General features: G+C 43.3%; 15 protein-coding genes. 3 read left to right on the top strand and 12 right to left on the bottom strand.

Going from position 1 to position 23,655, the window contains the following annotated elements; genetic code table 11:
* Positions 1–43 precede the first annotated feature (43 nt).
* The 5 genes from J8M00_RS04260 to J8M00_RS04240 all read right to left on the bottom strand — a co-directional run bounded on the left by J8M00_RS04260 (position 44) and on the right by J8M00_RS04240 (position 10,473).
* Positions 44–2,434, bottom strand: a complete 2,391-nt coding sequence (locus J8M00_RS04260) for a glycoside hydrolase family 15 protein (RefSeq protein ID WP_211009101.1) — start codon at positions 2,432–2,434, stop codon at positions 44–46.
* A 22-nt stretch (positions 2,435–2,456) separates the two neighbouring features.
* Positions 2,457–3,947 carry an MFS transporter gene (locus tag J8M00_RS04255; protein ID WP_211009100.1) on the bottom strand — a complete coding sequence of 497 codons (1,491 nt, stop codon included), beginning with the start codon at positions 3,945–3,947 and terminating at the stop codon, positions 2,457–2,459.
* Positions 3,948–3,949: 2 nt separating this feature from the next.
* Complete coding sequence (locus tag J8M00_RS04250; protein WP_211009099.1) at positions 3,950–5,788, bottom strand: alpha-amylase family glycosyl hydrolase; 1,839 nt, start codon at positions 5,786–5,788, stop codon at positions 3,950–3,952.
* Positions 5,789–5,990: 202 nt separating this feature from the next.
* Positions 5,991–7,493: a tryptophan halogenase family protein gene (locus tag J8M00_RS04245; RefSeq protein WP_211009098.1), complete on the bottom strand. Its 1,503-nt coding sequence runs from the start codon at positions 7,491–7,493 to the stop codon at positions 5,991–5,993.
* Positions 7,494–7,593: 100 nt separating this feature from the next.
* Positions 7,594–10,473 (bottom strand): TonB-dependent receptor, encoded by a 2,880-nt coding sequence (locus J8M00_RS04240; RefSeq protein WP_211009097.1) that lies wholly within the window; start codon positions 10,471–10,473, stop codon positions 7,594–7,596.
* Positions 10,474–11,124: 651 nt separating this feature from the next.
* On the opposite strand from J8M00_RS04240, the gene J8M00_RS04235 reads away from it, so the two are divergent.
* On the top strand, positions 11,125–12,747 hold the full coding sequence (locus J8M00_RS04235; protein ID WP_211009096.1) for an alpha-glucosidase family protein: 1,623 nt from the start codon (positions 11,125–11,127) through the stop codon (positions 12,745–12,747).
* A 43-nt stretch (positions 12,748–12,790) separates the two neighbouring features.
* Here the strand turns inward: J8M00_RS04235 and J8M00_RS04230 are convergent, their stop codons facing one another.
* From J8M00_RS04230 to J8M00_RS04200, 7 genes are all read right to left on the bottom strand, one after another.
* On the bottom strand, positions 12,791–14,245 hold the full coding sequence (locus tag J8M00_RS04230) for an EAL domain-containing protein (RefSeq protein ID WP_247687220.1): 1,455 nt from the start codon (positions 14,243–14,245) through the stop codon (positions 12,791–12,793).
* A gap of 282 nt (positions 14,246–14,527) precedes the next feature.
* Positions 14,528–14,827, bottom strand: a complete 300-nt coding sequence (gene ihfA / locus J8M00_RS04225; RefSeq protein WP_023400419.1) for an integration host factor subunit alpha — start codon at positions 14,825–14,827, stop codon at positions 14,528–14,530.
* 2 nt (positions 14,828–14,829) lie between these two features.
* The gene (gene pheT, locus J8M00_RS04220) at positions 14,830–17,217 is read right to left on the bottom strand and encodes a phenylalanine--tRNA ligase subunit beta (protein WP_211009094.1); all 2,388 of its coding nucleotides are present in this window, start codon (positions 17,215–17,217) and stop codon (positions 14,830–14,832) included.
* 13 nt (positions 17,218–17,230) lie between these two features.
* Complete coding sequence (pheS, locus tag J8M00_RS04215) at positions 17,231–18,211, bottom strand: phenylalanine--tRNA ligase subunit alpha (RefSeq protein WP_023400417.1); 981 nt, start codon at positions 18,209–18,211, stop codon at positions 17,231–17,233.
* 84 nt (positions 18,212–18,295) lie between these two features.
* On the bottom strand, positions 18,296–19,000 hold the full coding sequence (gene hda / locus J8M00_RS04210) for a DnaA regulatory inactivator Hda (RefSeq protein WP_023400416.1): 705 nt from the start codon (positions 18,998–19,000) through the stop codon (positions 18,296–18,298).
* Complete coding sequence (locus J8M00_RS04205; RefSeq protein ID WP_211009093.1) at positions 19,000–20,058, bottom strand: DUF2066 domain-containing protein; 1,059 nt, start codon at positions 20,056–20,058, stop codon at positions 19,000–19,002. The genes hda and J8M00_RS04205 overlap by 1 nt, the downstream gene beginning before the upstream one ends.
* A gap of 74 nt (positions 20,059–20,132) precedes the next feature.
* Positions 20,133–21,320 (bottom strand): sensor domain-containing diguanylate cyclase, encoded by a 1,188-nt coding sequence (locus J8M00_RS04200; protein ID WP_211009092.1) that lies wholly within the window; start codon positions 21,318–21,320, stop codon positions 20,133–20,135.
* A gap of 160 nt (positions 21,321–21,480) precedes the next feature.
* Between J8M00_RS04200 and J8M00_RS04195 the strand changes: the two genes are divergently transcribed.
* Together J8M00_RS04195 and J8M00_RS04190 are read left to right on the top strand one after the other, a co-directional pair.
* On the top strand, positions 21,481–22,980 hold the full coding sequence (locus J8M00_RS04195) for an ethylbenzene dehydrogenase-related protein (protein ID WP_211009091.1): 1,500 nt from the start codon (positions 21,481–21,483) through the stop codon (positions 22,978–22,980).
* Complete coding sequence (locus J8M00_RS04190) at positions 22,977–23,654, top strand: DUF1566 domain-containing protein (RefSeq protein WP_211009090.1); 678 nt, start codon at positions 22,977–22,979, stop codon at positions 23,652–23,654. Before J8M00_RS04195 ends, J8M00_RS04190 begins: the two co-directional genes overlap by 4 nt.
* Position 23,655: the final 1 nt, after the last annotated feature.

Raw genomic sequence — 23,655 nt, 5'->3', positions numbered from 1 at the left:
GGAGTGGGTGATGTCTTGTTAGCACATCACCCTAGGGCGGACATTACTTCAATTGTTCACTGACAACTGGGTAATGATCCCAGACATTCTTGTCGGCCAGAGAACGTACTAGTTTGACATATTCAGCATGAGTCCAAGCTAATGGCGTTGCCGAATTTGTGCCCTCACCTAACTGATAGCCAAATGGGTTTACGCCGACTCCATCCCAAACTTGTTCAGGTAACATCAGGCCTTCATTCGCAAAATGTTCCATACCACGCACATAAGTGTGTTTAATTCGCTGAACTTCCGCTTTGTCTAATCCTTTCGCAGCGACTGCCGCTGCAATTTCATAGTGCCCTTTTTCGCCAGTAAAGAAAGGCCATACTCTACCACGCTGACCTGATGTATTTTGGCCGCCTTCAGCATAATTGGTCCCTTTAACTTCGTCTTCGCCATAGCCATCATTACCATAACGGCGGTAGCCTGGGTACGTGTTTGGATCACCGGGGAATGTGAAGCTGTATTTCACACGCAGGTTTTCAGGTAAAGTCTCATCTTCATATTCTGGCAGAGTGTTTATCACACTAGGCGCATCGGCATCTCTGACACCATAACGAACAAGCTCTAAGAAGCCTCCGTCAATGATGAGACGTTTATCTAAACCAACACGACCGTTGTTGTCACCTAGCTTAGTTGATGAATTCGGGTTTTCGTCACGCGCGATACGGAAGAAATACTCACCATCAGCATCTTTACCCTGCAAGTTGCCCTCAGTCGTAAACATCAGCTTTTCGACTGTGTCATTATACTGTTTGGCTGTGTCTAAGTACCTTTGCTGACCCGCTTTATCTCCGGCTAACTTCGCAATGTCACTTGCCGTGACTAGGCCCGCAATAATCGCAGCGGTGGTTGAAGGTGAATAACCATTTTGCTCTTCCCAACGTTCTTGCTGTGTTGCGGGTGGCGTAATTTGCGTGTCATTCCACAAAATCTTGGCAAGGCCACCATCTACCAAAAATTCTGCCGCGGGTTTAAGCATACGCTCGTACCAGTAAACTAGTTTTTCATCGCTTAAAACACCTGCTTGCCACAACTTCCAAGCAAGCATGATAGGCATCGCAGTTTGGTCGAGTTGAACACCTACCCACTCTAACTCACCGTCAACGTGTGTTTTTTGCAAAAACCAGCCTGTATCGCCTTGATTACCCGGTGTACCGTCCATCACTTGCACCTTCTCAAGGTATTCGAAGGCTGTTAACGCGGTATCAGGGTCGCCCATGGCCATAAATGCCATTGCAACTTGATAAAAGTCACGTACCCAAACAGCTTTGTAACCTGTATGGCCTTGCTCTGCCGCTACAGTATCGCCCCATGGGTTCGACAATGAAGCAATAAGTGCCCCTGCGTGCGTTTTATCTTCTTGCGCTTTTAAGACTAATGCACTGACATGCAACAACTGACCACTATCAGTCGTGTAATTTGCAAGGCGCTGCATAGGCTTTAGGTTTGCTAAATAGTCTTCCCAACCGATGAGATTACCTTGACCATTGTAGTGAGCAAGAACTTTATCATAGCCTTTGCCTAGCGCAGTTGCGCCTTGTGCAAAGCTATCCGCTTGCGACTTACCAAAGCTCAAAGCAAGATCAAAAGTAGCCGACCCCTTGACTTCACCCAGCTCGGCAAGCCAATTAACATTACCCTTAATCTCACCAGTGCTTTGGTAAGTACGCGTTAATGTGTGATTTTTCTTAAGGGCATTTAAATTGTCGCTACTGCCTGTGAAACCGACAGATGCCTGACCAAAACCAGCGCTGCTTTGCAGTGTTAAAAAGTTATCTCCTTCCCAAGCAACTAGGCCTTTATCAGTCACTTTAGCAGAGTCGTTCAGGCCATTGTTATTCACATATGGATTGACGTTCACAAACGCTTTTACGCCACCCAGCTGCGTATCTACTTTTGCTCTTACAAATAGCGTCTGCCCATCGGGGTCTGTGAAAATGTGTTTCTCCAACGTGAAACGACCTTGCCTGTCTTTGCTGACCACTTTATAAGCCAGTGATAGCGGACGACCCTGCGCATCTTTGTAAAGATAATCAATAGACACATCTAACGCATCGCGCTCGGTAACGGTAAAGTCTTTACCTGTGACGATAAATTGCATATCGCGGATCTGCGCTTGATGAATAAGGCCAAACATGGTTTCGGTTATCATACCTTTGGCAATTGAAAACCATACTTTAGACACTTCACCTGTTTGTGCATCGTTTGCATACTGGCCATTTTTATAGGCTTCATAAGACGTACCGATGCCTGTTTTATCTGAATAGGTCCAAAAAGGTTTATCACCTGGCGCCCCAGGTGCAGTCTCCATTTGTTGTGTATTCGTTGCGCTACCACAACCGATTAGTCCTGCGGCAACCAAAGCCAACGACAAACATGACAATTTTTTCATTTTTACTCCCCTGTGGCCTGCTTTATTGCGCATTTGTTTTAACACGCGCAACTGACAGCGCCGCCAAAATAAACGACACACCACCAATAACTAATGCATAAATAGGTTGATTTTCGAATACATTTCTTAAGATAAGGCCCAGTACACTGGCTGCCATCAATTGTGGGATAACGATAAAGAAGTTAAATATCCCCATAAACACACCCATTTTGTGTGCTGGCAGCGCATCGCTCAGCATCGCGTAAGGCAGAGATAAAATTGATGCCCACGCAAAGCCAATGCCTATCATTGGTATCCATAAAAGGCTTGGATCTGAAATAAATTTAAAGCTGATCAGCGCGCCAGCACCCAGCAACAAATTAATACTGTGTGCCCACTTTAATCCAACTCGCTTCACAACAAATGGAATGCACAACGCTGCCAAAGCGGCAAAGCCATTGTAAGCGGCAAATAAAATTCCAACCCAATCTGCGCCATCGTTATAAGATTTCGATGTCACATCTGTTGCACCATAGTGGAAGCTAGTTACCGCAGAAGTGGTATAAATCCACATCGCGAACAACGCAAACCAGCTAAAAAACTGAACTACTGCCAGTTGCTTCATTGTGTCGGGCATAGTGAAAACGTCATATATCACTTCGTAAAACCCACCATCAGTGCGCTGTTTATTTTGGAAATACCCAGCGATGAGGATGATCGCAGAAAACGATAGCAACAGTGCGCTAAGTAGATACAGCTCTTTTTCCAGCTCTAAAATCGTCACACCCGCTAAAATCAAACCACCAACTGCACCACCAATTAATGCAAACTTAGCAAAATTAATAGTTTTCTTAGGCTCTGAGGATGCTTGTTTTAAGTCTGGTGACTCAAACTCTGAAAGTTGCGCTGGGGTGTATTCTTTGGTTTTTAGAATCGTCCACCCTACTGCCAAAAATAGGATCACACCGCCAAAATAAAAGGCATATTTAACCGACTCAGGTATTTCGCCAGGTGCTGCGGTGTTGCTGATCCCAAACCAATTGGTCATCATCCACGGTAAAGCAGAAGCGATAATGGCACCTATACCAATGAAAAAGCTCTGCATTGCATATCCAGTGGCGCGTTGCTTTTTGTTGAGATTGTCTCCCACTAATGCACGAAACGGTTCCATGGTTACATTGATTGACGCATCCATTATCCAAAGCATACCAGCAGCAATCCAAAGCGTTGGTGAATTTGGCATGATAAACAATGACAAGGTCGTGAGGACCGCACCATACAAAAAGAATGGCCGACGACGCCCAAGCCCGGTCCAAGTTCTATCACTCCAGTAGCCGATAATAGGCTGAACGATTAGTCCTGTGAGTGGCGCTGCTACCCACAAAATCGGGATATCATCAACTGATGCACCTAACGTTTGAAATATCCGACTTACATTACCGTTTTGTAATGCAAAGCCAAATTGGATGCCCATAAAACCAAAGCACATATTCCAAATTTGCCAGAAACTCAGTTGCGGTTTTTGTTTTTGCATAATTAATTCTCTAGCTCATATACAACACTGGCAAGTGGCGCCAATGTCACTGTGAGTTGATTGTTGTTGATGGTTTGCGAGGGGTGAGATTCCAATCTATCAACCACTTTCCCCTGCCACATTTCAGGTAACTTAATCGTCACTGTTTGCGGCTGTTGTGCATCAAAATTGCTGGCAATCAGCAGTTGTTGAGCCGAACTTTCACGACCAAATGCGATTACTGTTTGAGCTGATTTTTTACTGCTATCCAATGTTGTTAGTTGGCGCAATTCACCATTTTTTACTGCCGAAAGTGAGCTTAAGTTCATCAGCTTTTTGTAATATTGACGAAGCGCCTGCTGCTCGGGTGTTAACTGTCCTCCATCAAACTTACCACCGTTCATCCATGCTTGATGTGCAGGCACGCCAATATAGTCAAATATACTGGTACGGCTCGGCTTGCCAAACCCAGCCATTTCAGAACCGTCTTCTCCCACTGATTGGCCAAAATACAACATAGTAGGCGCTTTGCTGATCAGATGGCTTACCACCATAGCGGGTTTGCCTTTTTCGGCGCTACCAGCAAATTCAGGGCTGGCAATGCGTTGCTCATCATGGTTTTCTAAAAAGTGCAGCATATGCGGTGCAATATCTGACACACTTAAATGTGCATCCATCACACTTTGCGCGGTCCCTGAGCCTTGCATCAGCAACTTCAAGCTGTCATAAAAGCCGACTTTGTCGTATAGGAAATCCATTTTCCCTTGGTGAATATAAGGGCGATAAAGGGTTGGGTTATATACTTCTGCCAATAAGAAAGCGTCAGGATTTTTCATTTTAATAGATGAGTTTAAAAAACTCCAAAACTCCACAGGGACCATTTCAGCCATATCGTAACGGAAACCATCTACGCCTTTATCGAGCCAATACAATGTAATATCTCTGAATTTGTACCAGCTATCAGGCAAATCTTTACTTTGCCAAAAGGCATAGTGCGCTCGATAATCTTGCTTCGCCATATTAGCTGGCAGCGTTGGGAAATCATAACTGCCATCTGGGCGCACACCGTAGTTCACTTTTACAGTTTCATACCAATCATGGATGTGGGGCTGCGCTGCACGTGCGCCATTACCGGTCCACTTCGCTGGTGATTCTGAAAACTCTCCGTCTACCAAGGGATGTGGCTTACCACCCAATACTTGATAGTCTGCTGACTCCGGCACTTTGAAGTCTTGCCCTGTAACATAATAAAAGTTGTTGTCACGCGCATACACCAATGAAGTGTTATCCTGTGCCCCAAAGTCTTTTACCCCTTGTGGCGCACTTAATGACTGGTAGTTTCGAGCAACATGATTTGGCACAATGTCAATCACCACTTTCATATCGGCATCATGAGTTCGCTGGATCAGCGCTTCAAATTCAGCAAGACGCTTCGCTGGTTCTAGTGCTAAGTCAGGGTTAACATTGTAATAATCTTTGATTGCATAAGGAGAACCTGCACGCCCTTTCACAACGTCTGGGTCATCAATACCAATCCCATACGCACTATAGTCAGCTACCAAGGCGTGATGCAGAACCCCTGTGTACCAAACGTGGGTTACGCCCATTGCTTTAATTTCAGCCAACGCCTTTGGTGTAAAGTCGTCAAATTTACCCACACCATTTTGCGCCGCTGTTCCCCAGGGCACGTTGTTTGTTTCGGTGTTGCCAAATAGTCGAGTAAACACTTGGTAAACGACTGGCTTTTGCTCTTGTTGCTCGGCTTGTTTACTTTGCTCACTCACGTTCGCAGACTGACATGCGGTCAATATCATGCTTCCCGAAATCAAGCTCAGTGCAAGCACCAATGGTTTTATTGTCATTATCTTGTTGTCATATTGGTATTTTAATTGAGTCTACTGACTTGTAGCCCTCTGTTGAACCACTTGCATACGTATTCAAAGTGGTGATTAATTTGTTATTCATATAAAAAAACGCGAAGTATGATACATACTTCGCGCCATGAAAAGTTGCCACTTATTATACGCGGTATACCCAGGCTACCTTTTGACCGCACTCTTTACATCAATCAGTGAAGCGAGCCAATTGGGTTCGGTGATCAGCAAAGTTCAAAGCGCACCTTCTAATATATTCACGGATTTGATTCAGATCGTGCTTATTCGCAGCTTGGCTTGCTGCAACAAGTTGATGCTGCTCTGGATAAATACCATACCCAGCTAACAAACAATGCCAACTGACAGATGGGTAATATTTATCAATATCCTGCCTATCCAGTTCATCTGATAAATTCTTACCCTGCACCCATGTATTTAAAACGTCGAATAGGGATTTTGAAAGCTGGTTGTTATTTGCATTGTCACGCCAATAAGGGGTATCTGTGCGGCTATTTACCCGGTAATGCGCGACAATATAATCTCTGATGGCTTGATACCTTTGAGACATCATTTGATTGTGTTTGTCTTTCCCTTTACAGCTAAAGTTCTGTTCTTGGTAGCATTCAATAAATGACTGAACGGTTTCTTGAACTATATGCAGGGCAGTGGCTTCCAGTGGCTCAATAAAGCCTTGAGATAGCCCAATTGCGACACAGTTTTTATGCCAGTGCTCTTTTACTTGGCCCACTTTCATATTCAGGTGCCTTGCTTCAACGTCACTGTCTAATAACCCAAGTGCAACTCTTAACTCCGTTTCTGCTTGGTCTTTGTCACAGTATTTTGAACTGTAAACATAGCCATTACCTATGCGGTTAGTTAAGGGGATATGCCAGCTCCAGCCATGCTTTCTAGCCACAGACAAAGTTTCTGATGCGATCACATTGCCCTGCTCTGTCGGTAAAACAACCGCACTGTCATTAAATAGATTGTTTGAAAATGACTCAAACCCGACCTGTAAGTGTTTTTGCATCAGCAGGCTAGAGAAACCTGAGCAATCAATAAATATATCGCCACTCACTTCCTGCCCAGCGTCACACACTAACGCTGCAATTGCGCCATCGGTATCTTTTCGCACGTCCTGCACTCGGGTTTGTATATGCTCTACACCGAAAGCTTTTGCTTTTTCTGCTAGTAACAGCCCTAGTTTTGCAGAATCAAAGTGATAACCGTAGTTAATTTCAAATGGAAAATTTTCCGCTGCAATGGGGGCTTTTGCCTGCTCAGCCAAATAAGTCGCTAAAAAGAAAGGGTCTGGATGCCCTTCCAAATCAACCCCTTTTCTGCGCACAAAACTATTATGAAAAAAAGCCGGCGCTGAGTAATCATCAGGCTGTGCCGGAAACGGGTGGAAGTATTGTTCAAACCCCGGCCTCGTTGACCAATTCACGAAGCGTATGCCATTTTTATAGGTCGCATTGCATTTAGGCATCCACTCTGATTCCGGGACTTCAATGAAATCCATAAAGGCCTTGAATTGCGGCGTAGAACCCTCTCCAACACCAATAATACCGATATCAGGCGATTCAATGACGCTAATACGAATGTCTTTATCACACCAACTTTTTGCAATTAGATTTGCCGCCATCCAGCCAGCGGTTCCTCCACCTAGTATGACAATTTTTCTGCTATTCATTGCCTTCCCCCTAATACGCTACACCGTAAATATTACATATAACAAAGCCACCAAAACATACGTTCTGATGGCCCTGATTTCAAGTGACTAACTAAGCCTACTAGAAGCTATAGTTAAAGCCCAAGAAGTACTGGCGACCAAACACTTTGTCTTCCCCAGTTCTTAGTGAACTGCCTAGGTTTGACGTATTGGCTTCATCGGTCAAGTTATTGATCTGGAATACTGTTTGTACACCATTGTCAAAATCATACGTTGCCTGCCAGTCAACTACCGTGTACTCATCAGCAGATGTTGGAGAAGTACCGCCCGGCGTCGCGCCTAGGTACGTGTACTCGTCACGATAACGAATATTGAAATGCGTTGTGAACTTATCAATATTCCAGAATAAGGTCGCGCTCCAAACATTTTTAGAAAGACCCGGTAAGCTCAATTGCTTATCAGGGAAATTACCACCGCCGTCAATAGTCGTTTCACTTTCAGTATAAGAGTAATTGGCATTCAGACCTAAACCAGAAAATACCCCAGGTAAACTATCAAATAGTGTCGTGTAAGCAAGCTCAACACCACGGACATAACCGCCCTTGTCATTGTTGCGCGTTGTTTGATATTGACCAGGTACGAATCCTTCAGGTACTTCTAGACCAATTGTCGCCCAGTCTATTTCACCTTCGAAGTAAGTGACATCTTCAATCAATGACTCAATATTTTTCCAAAACAGTGCCGCTACAAATGCGCCGCCATCTTCAAAATAATGTTCATATGACAGATCCATTTGATTGGCTCTGAAAGGGTCTAAGTTCGGATTACCTTTAGACCAAACATTGTATCTTTTACTGACACCATCGTTTGCAGTATCGGCCCAAGAGCCAGCGCCACCGCGCAATTGGTTAACTGGAGGGCGACCCATTACTTTTGCAGCAGCAAAGCGAATTTGATCTTGCTCAGTAATACGGAAGTTCAGGTTTAGTGACGGCAGAATATCTGTGTATTCTGGACCATAGTTAACATGACGATAATCCGTTCTCGTAACGCCATTATCATCGCTAATTGCATCACCAACTTCATCTCCTTGGATCTGTTGGATACCAATCGACTTCGTATCGGTACGCACGGCACGTACACCAAAGTTACCAGATACTGGAATATTTCCAATTTCAGTATCTATATTAGCCATCGCGTAAGCTGCAAATACTTCTTCTTTGACTGCACCACTTTCAACCAGTGTCCAGTTATGCTCCCAGGTTTGCTGCCCGTCATAGTTGCCAGCTCCAAATACAGAGTCTGCAATGCCAACCATATCTAGATCTAGGTAATCAAAGCCACCACCATTTTTAACTGTCACAAACCCTGTTAAGTCATGTGGTACACACGCATGGTTTTGGTGGTTAAACTCACACCCCTTATTGGTGACAATTTCACCATTTGGCGTGCGGTAACCATTTTGCCCTTCACGTGCGCCCCAGCGGAATGTCGAACGCTGATCTGTAAACTCACGCTTAGACCAACGCACCCCCACCTCTATCGACGCAATAATGTCATGTTCAATATGGTATTTGAAATCTAAATTGGCACTGTCGATTTTATCGGTGTACTTGTGCGGGAACTGCTCCCAATCGCCCAGACGCATATGCGCAAGATCGGTATAGTCATGGCCCAATACTAACGCTGCCGCATCAGTGGCGTTATGGTCAAATCTAAAGTACTGATTACTCAATTCTTGCCATGTATCTACAACCGTGCCGTCTTCCAATGTTGCCGTACCAAATTCATAGGCGTGCATTGATGCAATCATATCGCGACGCGTTTTTTCACCTTCGCTGTGTGCAAGGTCAAAACTGATTTCCCACTTGTCTGTTGAGTAATCTAGATTTAAACCAAAGCTATCTGTGGTCGACTCAGTAGACTGATCCTCAGAGCGCATTTCTATCCATGGCCCTGCTGAATCACGAATGAAATATTCACCCGCCACTAAGAATCGGTTTTCCCCCTCGCCGTCATATTTGGCATTTCGTAATTCGAACAGTTCTTTTGCGCCGTTAGTACGTGACAAGCCTTCAATATTTAAACCATTTTTACGGTCTTCCGAATCAAACGTTGAACGAAAATAGTCAAACTGTGCTTTAAAGTTATCCGTTGGCTGATACACAAGTGTGCTCATCAAGCCAAGACGCTCATCAGCACCAGCGGTATTTCTATACTGATAGCCATTAAATGAACGTTCATGTTTTTCCCCGTCACCATCAATATCACGCGCAGCTTCTGGAGAATGGCCAGAAAACTCAACTGAACTATTTGGTTGATTCAAATATGCTGCACCAATACCGAAGCCCAAAGTTTCATCTAAAAATTTACCTTGGTAAGAAAAGCTCAGTCTTTCTCCATTGGCATCTGCATCAATATCTGATGCTGCGTCATTATGTGAAAATCTGACACTTGTATTGAAGTTGTGTGTCTTGTCAGCATCTAGTGGGTTCGCTGTTTTAAGCTCAACAGTACCTGCCACACCGCCCTCGACAAGAGAAGCTTTAGGCGACTTATAAACAGCAGCTTGTGTGATCAATTCTGACGGATACTGGTCGAACGAAATCCAACGGCTACCCGCTGAGTAGCCACTTGTGCTGGCTTGCTCTCGACCATTTAATGTTGTTTGAATGAAGTCTCCGTTCATACCTCGAATATTTAGCTGAGATGATTGCCCGCTGTCTCTCACAGCAGTTACACCCGGTAAACGGCTCAATGCATCAGCAATCGAAATATCAGGTAAAGAAGCCAGATCTCCAGCATCTACCACTTCAGATACGGTATCGCCAAAGCGCTTTTTATCAATTGAAGCGATGATGCTGCGGCTGATCCCACGTACCTCTATCACTTCTACTTCTTCGTTTATCTTTGCTGTTTGCTGCTCTTGCGCGCTTACAGAGTGACTTACACCAGCAGCAATGAGTGCAGCTGTTAATAAGCTTGGTTTGAACGTAGACATAATGTTTTATCCCAATTAGCTTTTTATACGTCGCTTTGTTGTTATCCATGCAGTCGTTGAAATCAAAACTGCAAAAATAGATTCATTTGACGTTAATTTTGTTGTCATCGGCCATATTAGCGCTGTGACTTGGGTGCTCACAACTTTATGCATACGTATTCAAATAAAGATGAACAGCCATGTTCCTTAAAGAAGCGCCCGTTTTAAATATATAACCCTCTGCTTTTGCTAACTTTATTTTGAAAACATCCAAATTTAACAATTTAAGCAATGCATTTAATTATATTTTACAAGCTTGTAACTCATGTACTGAGCTCACAGAGAATGACACAAAAAATAGCACATAGATGTGCGTTGAATAAATGAATATTAAATTGGTATTACCAATTTAAACATATATAAAGCCTGTTATGCCTGACATCTAACATTCGTAACTATAAATTGGTAAAGAACGCTAAGTAAATGACCTTTTGCCTGATATTTGTCAAAAAAGAATAGATTTTCACATGCATACGTATGCAGTTTTTTTACTCATATGCATGCATGCCGTATGCTTTTCGACAATATTAACGACCAGAACCACTTTATATCGCCGGTCTAAAACCACCGCAATATAAAGTGGCTTCACTGCACATAGCTGGAGAATCGTGCATGGCTCAAAACGAATGGTGGAAAGGTGCGGTCATTTATCAAGTGTACCCACGTAGCTTTAATGACACCAAAGGTGACGGTATTGGCGACCTAAACGGCATCATCGAACGTCTTGACTATATTAAGTCATTAAATGTCGATGCTATTTGGATATCCCCTTTCTTTAAATCACCTATGAAGGACTTTGGATACGATATTAGTGATTATCGCGATATCGATCCCATGTTTGGCTGTATTGATGATTTCGACAACCTGATTGAGCAAGCACATCAACGTGATATAAAGATCATAATTGACCAAGTGCTTAGCCACACATCAAACGAACACCCTTGGTTTGTTGAAAGCCGCCAAAATAATAAAAATGATAAATCTGATTGGTATGTATGGGCTGACGCAAACCCTGATGGCAGCCCACCTAATAACTGGCTGTCCATTTTTGGTGGTGTTGCATGGCAATGGGAACCTAGAAGATGCCAATACTACTTGCATAATTTCCTTACCGAGCAACCTGACTTGAACTTCCACAATCCAGATGTGCGTCAAGCTGTATTAGACAATGTCAAATTCTGGCTGGACAAGGGCGTTGACGGGTTCCGCTTGGATGCCATTAACTTTTGTTTTCATGATCAAGAGCTCAAAGATAACCCTGCTAAACCTGAACACCTTAGACAGGGCCGCGGCTTCAGTGAGGATAACCCATATGCATTCCAATACCACTATTACAATAATACTCAGCCAGAAAACCTAGACTTTATGGCTGAGATAAGAGCGCTATTGAATGAGTACCCAGGTACCGTCAGCCTTGGCGAAATCTCTTCAGAAGATTCGCTTAAAACAATGGCCGAATATACCTCTGGTGGCGATAAGTTGCATATGGGGTATAGTTTCGAGCTACTTACCAACGATTACAGTGCCAAATACATTCGCGAAACAGTCTCGCGATTAGAGTCAGTAATGACCGAAGGTTGGCCATGTTGGGCGTTTAGCAATCATGACGTTGAACGTGTTGCTAGCCGCTGGGCCAATAATGATAAAACGGTTAATACTCAACAGGTTAAAATGCTAACCGCATTGCTCGGTTCGCTGCGTGGCAGTGTATGCATGTACCAAGGGGAAGAGCTTGGGCTTGGCGAAGCCGAGGTCGCATTTGAAGACTTACAAGACCCTTATGGCATCACTTTCTGGCCAAACTTTAAGGGAAGAGATGGATGCCGAACGCCAATGCCATGGTCACACACGAAAACCCACGCGGGCTTTACTGACGGGAAACCTTGGTTGCCAGTCGCACAACCACATTCTCTAGCGTCTGTTGATCTTCAAGAGCAAGACCCAAATTCAACACTCGCTCAATATCGCGCATTTTTAGCGTGGAGGAAAACACGTCCAGAACTACTCACAGGCACTATTGAGTTTATTGATACCAATGAGCCTGTTTTAGCTTTCTATCGCACGTTAGGCAATACCAAACTGCTATGTTTATTTAATTTAGCGGAACAAACGTCTGAATTTGTTGTCGAAGAAAGCATTAAGGACAGCATGGATGACCTTGCTCACCATACCGGCGAGCTCACAGCAGGTAAAGTAACCCTGCCCGGTTACGGTTGCTATTTTGCATCTATATAACACAGATGACCCCTAAAGCCCCTTATTGGGGCTTTCTCAATTATTACTCCCCCAGCGCTAGCTGATTTTTAAAGGCGTCTATTCTCAGCGCTTTAAAGTAATACCACCCTTGATGCACAGACACTCCGCGTACCTTTAAATACTTAGCTTGTAGTTCAGTCTCAACCCCTTCAGCGATGAGTTTTTTACCTAATTTTTCCGCCATTTCTATCACTGCATTCAATACTGGCGATTGCAGGTTATCTAGCCCAATGGACGCGACAAAGCTCTGATCTATCTTCAATAAATCAATTGGAAAGCTTTGTAAATATTGCAGGCCACAATACCCAGTTCCAAAGTCATCGATGGCGATCTCGACTCCGAGATCAACCAGTTGGTGCAATACAGATTTAATTTTTGCTTGGGATAACATGTCCCGTTCTGTGAGCTCTATGGTGAGACGAGGGAATACTTCCTTGGCTTCACACAATTTTTTTATATAACTTGGGCAACCCAATAAAAAGCCATTGACGTTAAATGACACTTTGAAATTTGAATTGGCCGCCAGAATTGGCCTCAGATCGGAAATCGCTCGGTCAATTTGATACAGTGACATCTCTAGTATAGTTCCATCACGCTCTGCTTCAGGAACAAAATAAGCTGGACCGAGTTCACCTTCTAATGGGTGCATCCAGCGGATCAGCACCTCAGCGCCAACTATGTTTTGACTATGCGCATCAACCAAAGGCTGATATACATTGAACAACTCATCGCGATTTATCGCACTAAGCAGCAATACCCGACTACTGAGAAGGCGCTGATCATAGTAATTGAGCAGCAAGACCAACCCTACCCACGAAATCACATACATTAAACACAACACAACCAACCATATTGGACTTGGGGTGAAAATACGTCGAGTACTCTTACTTACAATAACTGACAGTTGAGGCACATTTTTAAATGGCTGTATGTACATAAATTTACGGGACTTATCATCAAACTCCCCTTCAAACGCACTGCTTTGAGATGATGGAAAAAGGCTGTGCCCTAATGGCAAACTATAACGCCCTTGCAAAAATATTGGCACACCAGATCCGCTATCAACGATGGCAATATAATCCAGTTCACTATATTTGCTCAGATGCAAAAGATCGTTGATCCAATCCGTTGGTAACAACGCATTAATTTCATATCCATCATGACGTGTTCTAGCGAGCACAAAAGCGGAGACTTGTAAAAATTCAGAAATGATCGGGCCATGATAACGCAGCCCTCTTTTTTTAGGTGGCTCTTCAATGAACATAGGGGGTGCCAACACGCCAAATGAATTACACACCAGTTCACCTTTTGGAGTCACAATGCCGATTTCGCTGATTGCGGGGTGCTTAAAGACAAACTGCCTCATTCGCCTAATAGTGGTATCAGAACATGTCACATCAATGCTATCTGACTGGCGCAAGAATGTATCAACGCTATCTAGCTGTGAGCCGAAGTCAATCAGTACTCTCTGTGCCATGGACCTGACATCCGCTTTTTCTGACTCTGTATGTTGGATGTAAATAAAAGTAGTGAGAAGACCAAAAAGAAATGAGCAAATCAGCCAAGAAACAACAATATTTTTTGTGCGGCTTGTCCAAGCAGATACTCTCTGACGCAATTCACATTTCCAAGCTGGTAGGGGGTGACAAAAGTGTAGATTTTTATTATTACCAATATATGACAAAGGGTTTACCCTTGCGAGTAAACCCTTTGAGGGAAGCCTCAATTACCCAGCATTTAATGCCAGTAACTTAGCTTATTACAGGTTTTTGCTTGTGCCTACTTCAACACGAGTTTTTAACTTCTGTCCTGGTCGAAAAGTTACAACACGCCTTGCAGAAATAGGTATATCTTCTCCAGTTTTTGGGTTCCGACCCGGACGTTGTTTCTTGTCACGTAGGTCAAAATTGCCAAAGCCAGAAAGCTTTACCTGCTCTCCATTTTCAAGCGCTGAGCGGATTTCTTCAAAAAACGCTTCAACTAAGTCTTTGGCATCCTTTTTATTTATCCCCAATTTTTCAAATAGGTGTTCAGCTATGTCGGCTTTAGTAAGCGCCATATCTAGTCCCTCAACGATGCATTAAATTGTTTGGCCAATTCGGCCACGACTCTGTCTACAACTTCATTGATATCTTTCTCTTCGAGCGTTTTATCAACGTTTTGTAGGGTTAGGGCGATGGCTAAACTCTTATAATCAGGTTCAATACCTTTGCCCTTATACACATCGAATAAGTTTAGGTCAACTAATTGATTTCCGCCAACTTTCTCAATGCTTTCTAAAATATCGCCTATTTTTACATCATCTGCAACTAAAATAGCAATATCTCTGCGATTTGATGGAAATTTTGAGATACTAACGGCTTCTGGCAGCTTTCTTTGGGCAATTGCTTCGACTTCTACCTCAAATACAAACGCAGTATCATTCAATTCTAGTGACTTTTGTAGTTGAGGGTGTATCGCACCAATAAAACCAACTTTAATGCCATCAGCATATATTGCTGCTGACTGACCAGGATGTAGTCCATCGCTCGCTTCTGCTTTAAAGCTAAATCTAGCAGGGTCATTGCAAACTGCAAGTAATGCTTCAACATCGCCTTTAATATCAAAGAAATCAACCTTGCGGCTTTCAATTCCCCAGTGCTCATTATGCGTATTGCCATATACAATACCACCAAGCACTGCACTTTGGCGCACACCATTTTCTGCACTGTCATCTTTGATGAACTTTAAGCCATGTTCAAAGAAACGAATTCGCGATTGCTGACGGTTCTGGTTGTAAACCAATGCGTTGACCAATCCAGGCATCAAGCTCACACGCATTGCTGACATTTCAACTGAAATTGGGTGAGGTAGCACAAGTGCATCACTGCTAGGGTGAAGTAGTGCCTGTTTCTTAGGATCTACAAAGCTATAAGTAATGGCTTCTTGATAACCTCTGGCAACTAATTCATTGCGGAAACGCGCGACTGGTACTGATGCTTCTTGGTGGTCAGTCATTTTAAGTGCCGCTGTCGGCGCAACATTTGGAATGTTGTTGTAACCAAACACACGCGCCACTTCTTCAATCAGATCTTCTTCAATGCTGATATCAAAACGATAGCTAGGTATCTGTGCTTGCCATTGACCAGACTCAAATGACACATCTAAACCAAGGCGAGTCAAAATGTCAGTTACTTTAGAATCTTCGATATGATAGCCAATCACGCGGTCTAAACGTTCACGACGTAGTGTTACCGACTTGGACGCAGGTAAGTCAGCCTCTGATACTGCTTCAACCACAGGGCCAGCTTCACCACCTACAATCTCTAGTAGTAGTGCTGTCGCACGTTCCATTGCATCACGTTGCAATTGATAATCAACACCACGCTCATAGCGGTGTGACGCGTCTGTGTGTAGTCCATAGCTACGCGCTTGACCAGCAATTGCTAATGGATTGAAAAATGCACTTTCAAGCAAAATGTCTTGAGTACCTTCTTTCACGCCCGATGCCTCACCACCAAAAATACCAGCCATCGCTAGCGCTTTCTCGTGATCTGCAATCAGCAGTGTAGAAGTGTTTAATTTAGCAGTATTGCCATCTAGCAAGACTAGTTCTTCATTTTGCTGTGCTTTACGTACTTTGACTCCACCAGAAATCGCAGCAAGATCAAACGCATGCATTGGGTGTCCAAGTTCAAGTAGTACGTAGTTAGTCACATCAACAACTGGGTCTATAGAACGAATGCCCGAACGACGTAGTTTTTCAACCATCCACAGAGGTGACTCTGCATCAAGGTTAATGCCCTTGATCACACGACCTAAGTAACGAGGACATGCATCGCTGTCTACCAGCTCAATCTCTACTTTGTCGTCAATCGTTGGTTCAACGGCGTTGATTTCAATTTCTTTAACGTCAATACCATTTAGAACACCAACTTCACGTGCTAGGCCTTTTATGCCTAAACAGTCACTGCGGTTCGCCGTCAAATCTACGTCGATTGTAACGTCATCTAACTGAAAATATTCACGAATACTTTGACCGATTGTCGCATTTTCAGGTAACTCTAGAATGCCGTCAGAGCTTTCAGCCATACCCAGTTCTTCAAACGCACATAACATACCATGTGATGGCTGGCCTCGTAGCTTTGCTTTTTTAATTTTGAAGCCACCTGGTAAAACAGCACCAACTTTGGCGACTGCAACTTTTAAGCCTGCACGACAGTTTGCTGCACCACATACAATGTCTAGTAGTTCTTCTTCGCCGACATTGACTTTCGTTACACGTAGCTTATCTGCATCTGGATGTTGACCACATTCAACAACCTCACCAATCACTACACCGTCAAAATCACCAGCAACTGGGTCAACACCGTCTACTTCTAAACCCGCCATAGATAGCTGTTCAGATAGAGCATCCGTATCGATAGCTGGATTAACCCATTCTCTTAGCCACTTTTCACTAAATTTCATTTTTGGTTCGCTCTTATCTGAATTGGTTTAGGAATTTTAAATCGTTTTCGAAGAATGCACGTAAATCGTTCACGCCATAACGCAACATTGTTAAGCGCTCAACACCCATACCAAAGGCAAAACCAGTGTATTTTTCAGGGTCAATGCCAACCGAACGCAATACATTTGGGTGCACCATACCGCAACCCAATACTTCTAACCATTTACCATTTTTACCTTTAACATCCACTTCTGCTGACGGCTCTGTAAACGGAAAATAAGAAGGACGGAAGCGAATTTCCATGTCTTCTTCAAAGAAGTTACGCAGGAAATCATGCAAAATACCTTTCAATTCAGTAAAGCTCACATTTTCATCCACCATGAGGCCTTCGACCTGATGGAACATTGGCGTGTGTGTTTGGTCGTAGTCATTACGGTATACACGGCCTGGAGAAATAATGCGAAGTGGCGGCTGCTCTGCTTCCATAGTACGGATCTGGACGCCACTTGTTTGCGTACGTAACACTAGCTTTGGATTAAAGTAGAACGTATCGTGGTCAGCACGCGCTGGGTGATGCTCAGGAATATTCAAAGCATCAAAATTATGGAAATCATCCTCAATTTCAGGACCAGATTTCACTGCAAACCCGAGCTCACCAAAAAATGATTCAATACGCTCAATCGTGCGAGTTACCGGGTGCAATCCACCAGCTGGTGCTGCGCGGCCTGGTAAAGTCACATCGATGGTCTCTGCTGCAAGTTTTTGCTCAAGTGCAGCGTTTGCAAGTGCTTCACGCTTTTCGTTAATTGCAGTTTGTACCTGGTTTTTCGCTTGGTTAATTACTTGGCCTGCTTCTTTGCGTTCTTCAGGCGCTAGCTTGCCTAGGGTTTTTAGTAGCCCAGTAATCTCACCTTTTTTACCAAGGTAGTTAACTCTGACTTCCTCAAGTTGCGCAATCTCACTCGCACTTGAAACGGCTTCAAGCGCTTGCGCTAATATATTCTCTAAGTTCATTCTATACCTGATCTGGTTGAGGTAATTTGCCTTTTCTGAATCAGTTATGATAACTGAAAGATAGGGCTAGATTCTAGCCCAAATTCACAGCTTTAGGGTGGCTTTTATAAAAGGAATGGTAAGTTTTCGCTGTGCAGCCATAGATGCATGGTCTAACTTGTCTAAAACATCCAACAATGCGCGCATATCTCGACTTAATCTGGTCAGTAAAAATCGGGCACATTCGTCACTTAGTTCAAGCCCTCGCATATTTGCACGCTTAACCAATGCTTCTGCTTTGTCGTCATCACTCATGGAGCGAATCTGAAATGTGGTTCCCCAAGTAAGACGCGACTCCAAATCCGGCAGAGTAATATTGAGCATATTGGGTAGCAAATCAGCGGTCATAACAAGGCACTTGCCAGCCTCGTTAAAACGGTTAAAAAAGTTAAAGAGTGCTTTTTCCATCGCGTCATCACCAGCGACTAAATGAACATCATCTATGCAAACAACATCCAATGCATCTAACCCTTCTAGAACATCCGGGCCAAATTTAATTACTTCACGCAGCGACAACAAAATAGTCGAGAGCCCCAGCTCTTGTGCATGAATACAAGTTGCATACAACAAATGCGATTTGCCAGAGTCAGCCAAACCGCACAAATAAGTAAACTGAAAGTCTTTTTGAATATCACTGAGTGCTTTTTTTAAGTGTGTCACTTCTAATGATTTTTCACCGCCAAAATACGAGGTAAAGGTTTCGTCATCAGGCAAAGTAACAGGCAAAGCTAACTGCATAGGATCTAACATTATTGCTGCCCTACCCAGCTATACCTTAAATTCGAGGAGCTTACCACTTGGTGAAAGGCTCGTGGGTCAACATAAACCTCAAATGATTGCTCCAACTTGAGTGACTTTTGCAAATCTGATACCGACGATAAATGCTCCACTTCAAACTGCACTTGTTGTTTGTTGCGATAAATCACGTCAACGCTATTTACTGTACTAATGGTCAATAACTCTCTTTTAGCTCGTTCTATTTTATCAAAGGTTCTTAGCCCATCCACAGTGATCACGGTGCTGTTTGTCGCATAAGATTTAGTTGGGTCAATAATATATTCGCTCGCCAACGCAGCTGACATATCGTTGACCATGGCAATAAGTAGTTGTTGTTTATCTCCAACAAGTTGCACCGATTCAAACATATCAGCGTCGGTATAACGCCAATCTAATTGCCAGCTACTTGAGTTTGGTTGTTTGAAAAGTCGACCAGTGATCACCCGCTCTGCGTTGTAACGCGTCGATGCCGCTTCAACCGGCTCTGAGAAGTTTCCCCATACTTCAGCAATTCCCACTTGAGCGCGATCAGTCAGATCCATCAACGGCACAACCACTGGGATCCCCCACTCCGCTGCAGTATCGTAAATTAAACGCTCTAACTGCGGATAACTTTCCTGCGTGACAAAGTCTCTTCTCAGGTTATCTTCGATGACGAGCCAGATAGCAATTAGTGGACGTCTATTTCCCCACAAACCAAAGCCGCTTTCTCGAACCAAGTTCTCAACTTTTTCAGCTTCAAATCGTACTCGGATCTTAAGTTCTTGGTTGCTATGCTCAATATATTCATACTTGAGCATATAATCAGAGATCCGCCGCTTACTTTTTTTGATCAAAGGGTGGTTGCTATGTCCTGCCTTACCCGTGAGCTTTTTGATAACTTGATCAAGGGCATCTTGACTCGCTTTCGCCCTAGTGGCACGGGTTTTATCATCCACTACGAGCGTCGCTTCATATAGATCTGTTACCTCTATCGCAATCGCGGATCCGCACATCCAAAATAGACAAATTAAGAAGAGTTTTTGTGCCATTAGCAACCATCTAAACAAAAATAAAGTTTGATCCTAATGCAATCATACACGCTGGTAAAGCTGTGGCGATACATTTACTTGGCAAAATAGATCTGATTTTTTCCTCGGCCTTTTGCTTCGTATAAGGCGAGATCTGCATTATGGATTAATGCCTGAGCATCAAATGATTGATTAATGACAGATGCAATACCAATACTGCACCCACACTGCACCTCAATACCCGAGTCCAATTTAATTGGTGCGGAGAGTGATTGTAACATGCGTTCAGCAAGTAAAGTCAGAGACTGACGCTCTATTTGCTCTGTCAACATCACAACAAACTCATCACCACCTAGTCGGCAAATAAAATCGTAACTTCTTAAAGTTTGAATTAAACGTTCACTTACCGTTTTGAGCACAAGATCGCCACTTTGATGACCGTGGTTATCATTTACTGGCTTAAAATCATCAAGATCTAGATATAAAATATAAACTAACGTGTCATTACGTTGAGAACGTGCTGACAGTCGTTCCAATTCCTTAAATAAGTACTTTCGGTTGGCAAGCCCCGTAAGGCTATCATGCAAGGAGTCATGTTCTAATTGTTGTTGGAGTGATTCTCTGACTTCAATCTCGTGTTCCAATTTGTTTAAACTTTCTTTCAACTCTGAAGTGCGTTCCTGCACTTTCACTTCCAACTCAGATTGATAATTTTGCAGTGCTCGGTTGGCCTCAATTAAGGCTTGTTGATTATTGAAAGCATCAAGCGCTGAGGAGATCACGTGACTTATGGTGTACAGCACATCCACAATCATGCCCGAGTATTCATTTTCTTTGCGATAAGACTGAATAATAAACGCGCCAAGGTGTTGATTACGGTTAACTAACGGAAAACAAAGCCACTGCTTTGGTACCGATCCCAATATGCTGACCTCGTTTGATTCAATTAACTGCTCGATGTCTTTTTGTTTAAAATTACATACCTTGTGAGATTTTAGCGCAAACGCGGTCAGTGAATGCGAAATATCGTCTAAGGACAAGTTATCCAGCTCTTCTGCTTGAATGTCATCTTTTACATCGTGAAAATATGGGAAAGATAAATTGCCATTCTCTTGATATAAAACAACATAAAAATTATCTGCGTAGGTTACTTTTTGTAAGATGCAATGAATATCCAATAAGAAGCGTTGAATTGAATCAGATGTATTCAAACACGCTACAATGTCCGTCATGCTATCGATCACATAGCCGCTATCTACTGCCTCTACAGCTATTTTTTCCATTGCGTATCCCTCTGTAACTAGTTGACGCTATTCACTAAGCCTAACTGCTCAAAGTTTAGTCAAAACTTTAACCTTTTGCAGTATTTGAAAAATGACACATTTATGTAAACATTATAATTTACACTAAATTTACAAAAACAATAATTATATGAACACCTTCATGGACCGACAAACATTCATTGTCTTGCATGTGGTTGCCATTCTTGTGGTTATCGGCAACATCATAACAGGCTTTAGAATTGCCATCATCAGTCAAGATTGGTTAACACCTATCTCTGTCTTGTTACCGCAAGGTGCGATGCATATATGGCATCTGGGCTTTGCAGTGGGTATTACACTCCTAATTATATACTACGTTTGCTATTCTATTCGTAGCCCCTTGCGAAGCTATCCTTCAACATATCACAAATTGATCAACTACCTAGGTTATATCGCACTGCTGTCTGCTACGCTATCCGGTTGGTGTATTTGGGCAAATATTTACAGCCAAATTTTTCGGCCTATCCACCAAATTGCAATGTGGCTGATGGTCGGCTATTTCGTTTTGCATGCGTGGATGTACATATTGCAAAAAGGCCGTACCGTACTGTCTGTATTACTTCCCAAACGCTTAAATTTGCGCCATTGCAGCGGGGTAATTTGCCTGATCGCTGTTGGATATTTCATTCATACATTGACGTTAAACGCCAGCCACCAATTAAACGTGTTAACCATTGAAAATTCAGTGCTCATCGACATTGATGGAAAAGCCAATGAGCCTCAGTGGCAACAAGCTCCCAGTTTTACAGTCTCCACCATAGGTGGCGCAAATTTTACCGATGGTTCTACGCAGGTGTCTATAAAAGCACTGGCGAACCAATTTGAGAGCTACTTTCTGATATCTTGGCAAGACGAGTCTAAAAGTACCAATCACTTACCCTTACTAAAAACAGCCAATGGCTGGCAAGTACAGGAAAATGGCTTTTATCGATTCGATGAGCGCACCTTTTACGAAGACAAATTTGCAGTGATGCTCTCAAGTGGGTGTGAAATTGCTGGAGATAAAACCTTTCACTCTGGCGATAAGCCAATCAAAAATAAACCTAAAAATTGGCACGGTAAAGGTTACCACGCCAGCTTAGACGGCCATGTTCGTGACTTATGGCACTGGAAGGCGGTCAGAACCAATGACATGTACCTAGCCGACGATAATTTTATAGGTCCACCTAGTGAGCACCTCAAGGGCAAACGTAGATACTCTGCTGGATATCAGGCAGATGGAAAAGAGAGTGGCGCCTATGTAATGAATTGGCAATGGTACAGCGCCAAAGGCATATCGCCAAAACGCTTGCCTATTACGCCGCAATCACATCTAGAAGTACTGCCTTGGTTTGGCTCTAAACCCTATCAGGAAACGCAAGATACTTATCCAATTGGTACTTTTTTACCTTCCGTTTTGTATCGTTCTAATCGATTTGAAGGCGATCGAGCTGACGTTCGAGCCCGGGGGGAATGGTCTAACGGGCGTTGGACACTGGAACTAGTTAGAAAACACAATACCCACTCTCAGTATGACATTCCACTAAAAACAGGCACATGTATGTGGGTATCAGCATTTGATCACGCACAAATTGCGCATACTCGTCACATTAAAGCAATCCAGCTGAGGTATTCACTGTGATCCGAAGATTCATACTGTCCGCCTTAATCATAACCATCTTCATCGGTATTTGCTTATTGCCGCAAGCTCAACCCAAATTGAGCCAACATAAACGTTTTACCAAAGTGACCCATGACGGTGTACTCCTCTCGCCTTGGCAGGGCCCTTGGGCCTGTGTGTTAGATAAACAAAACCATTTATTGTGGGAAGTTAAAACTGACAACGAAAGCATTCATGATGGCTATTGGACCTACTCTTGGTTTGATGGCGTGCATGGGAAGCGTAACTTCGGTGATTGTTATTATGAACCCGATCGCTGTGATACCAGCGATCTGATCCGTCGCACCAATGAACAAACACTCTGTGCTCAAAGCAATTGGCGATTGCCCACAGCCGCAGAGCTTAACAGTTTAATTCAAAGTCCAACGTCACCAGCTCAACCCCATATTGCCAATGATTTTTTTATTCACATCAAACAAGGAGATTATTGGACATCCGAGCATAATCGGCCTTTGCCAACGCAATATCGACAGAAAGGAGTTGGTGCTACCGCAATTAACTTTCATTTTGGCAAGCGTTATACGCTCCCATATCGAAACGCCGCATTTGTGATGCTGGTCGCTGATCTACCAGCAGCAAATACTTCACTGCAGATAAGTCGTCGCACAACTATTACACAACATAAACAGGAATAAG

The organism is Pseudoalteromonas luteoviolacea (genome assembly GCF_018100925.1).
Lineage (GTDB): Bacteria > Pseudomonadota > Gammaproteobacteria > Enterobacterales > Alteromonadaceae > Pseudoalteromonas > Pseudoalteromonas obscura.
This window is presented reverse-complemented; position numbering and strand designations above follow the sequence as displayed.

Bases quoted from the DNA above. Each gene is read 5' to 3' on its own strand.
- J8M00_RS04260 (WP_211009101.1), bottom strand. From the start codon at position 2,434: ATGAAAAAATTGTCATGTTTGTCGTTGGCTTTGGTTGCCGCAGGACTA.
- J8M00_RS04255 (WP_211009100.1), bottom strand. From the start codon at position 3,947: ATGCAAAAACAAAAACCGCAACTGAGTTTCTGGCAAATTTGGAATATG.
- J8M00_RS04250 (WP_211009099.1), bottom strand. From the start codon at position 5,788: ATGACAATAAAACCATTGGTGCTTGCACTGAGCTTGATTTCGGGAAGC.
- J8M00_RS04245 (WP_211009098.1), bottom strand. From the start codon at position 7,493: ATGAATAGCAGAAAAATTGTCATACTAGGTGGAGGAACCGCTGGCTGG.
- J8M00_RS04240 (WP_211009097.1), bottom strand. From the start codon at position 10,473: ATGTCTACGTTCAAACCAAGCTTATTAACAGCTGCACTCATTGCTGCT.
- J8M00_RS04235 (WP_211009096.1), top strand. From the start codon at position 11,125: ATGGCTCAAAACGAATGGTGGAAAGGTGCGGTCATTTATCAAGTGTAC.
- J8M00_RS04230 (WP_247687220.1), bottom strand. From the start codon at position 14,245: ATGGCACAGAGAGTACTGATTGACTTCGGCTCACAGCTAGATAGCGTT.
- ihfA (WP_023400419.1), bottom strand. From the start codon at position 14,827: ATGGCGCTTACTAAAGCCGACATAGCTGAACACCTATTTGAAAAATTG.
- pheT (WP_211009094.1), bottom strand. From the start codon at position 17,217: ATGAAATTTAGTGAAAAGTGGCTAAGAGAATGGGTTAATCCAGCTATC.
- pheS (WP_023400417.1), bottom strand. From the start codon at position 18,211: ATGAACTTAGAGAATATATTAGCGCAAGCGCTTGAAGCCGTTTCAAGT.
- hda (WP_023400416.1), bottom strand. From the start codon at position 19,000: ATGTTAGATCCTATGCAGTTAGCTTTGCCTGTTACTTTGCCTGATGAC.
- J8M00_RS04205 (WP_211009093.1), bottom strand. From the start codon at position 20,058: ATGGCACAAAAACTCTTCTTAATTTGTCTATTTTGGATGTGCGGATCC.
- J8M00_RS04200 (WP_211009092.1), bottom strand. From the start codon at position 21,320: ATGGAAAAAATAGCTGTAGAGGCAGTAGATAGCGGCTATGTGATCGAT.
- J8M00_RS04195 (WP_211009091.1), top strand. From the start codon at position 21,481: ATGGACCGACAAACATTCATTGTCTTGCATGTGGTTGCCATTCTTGTG.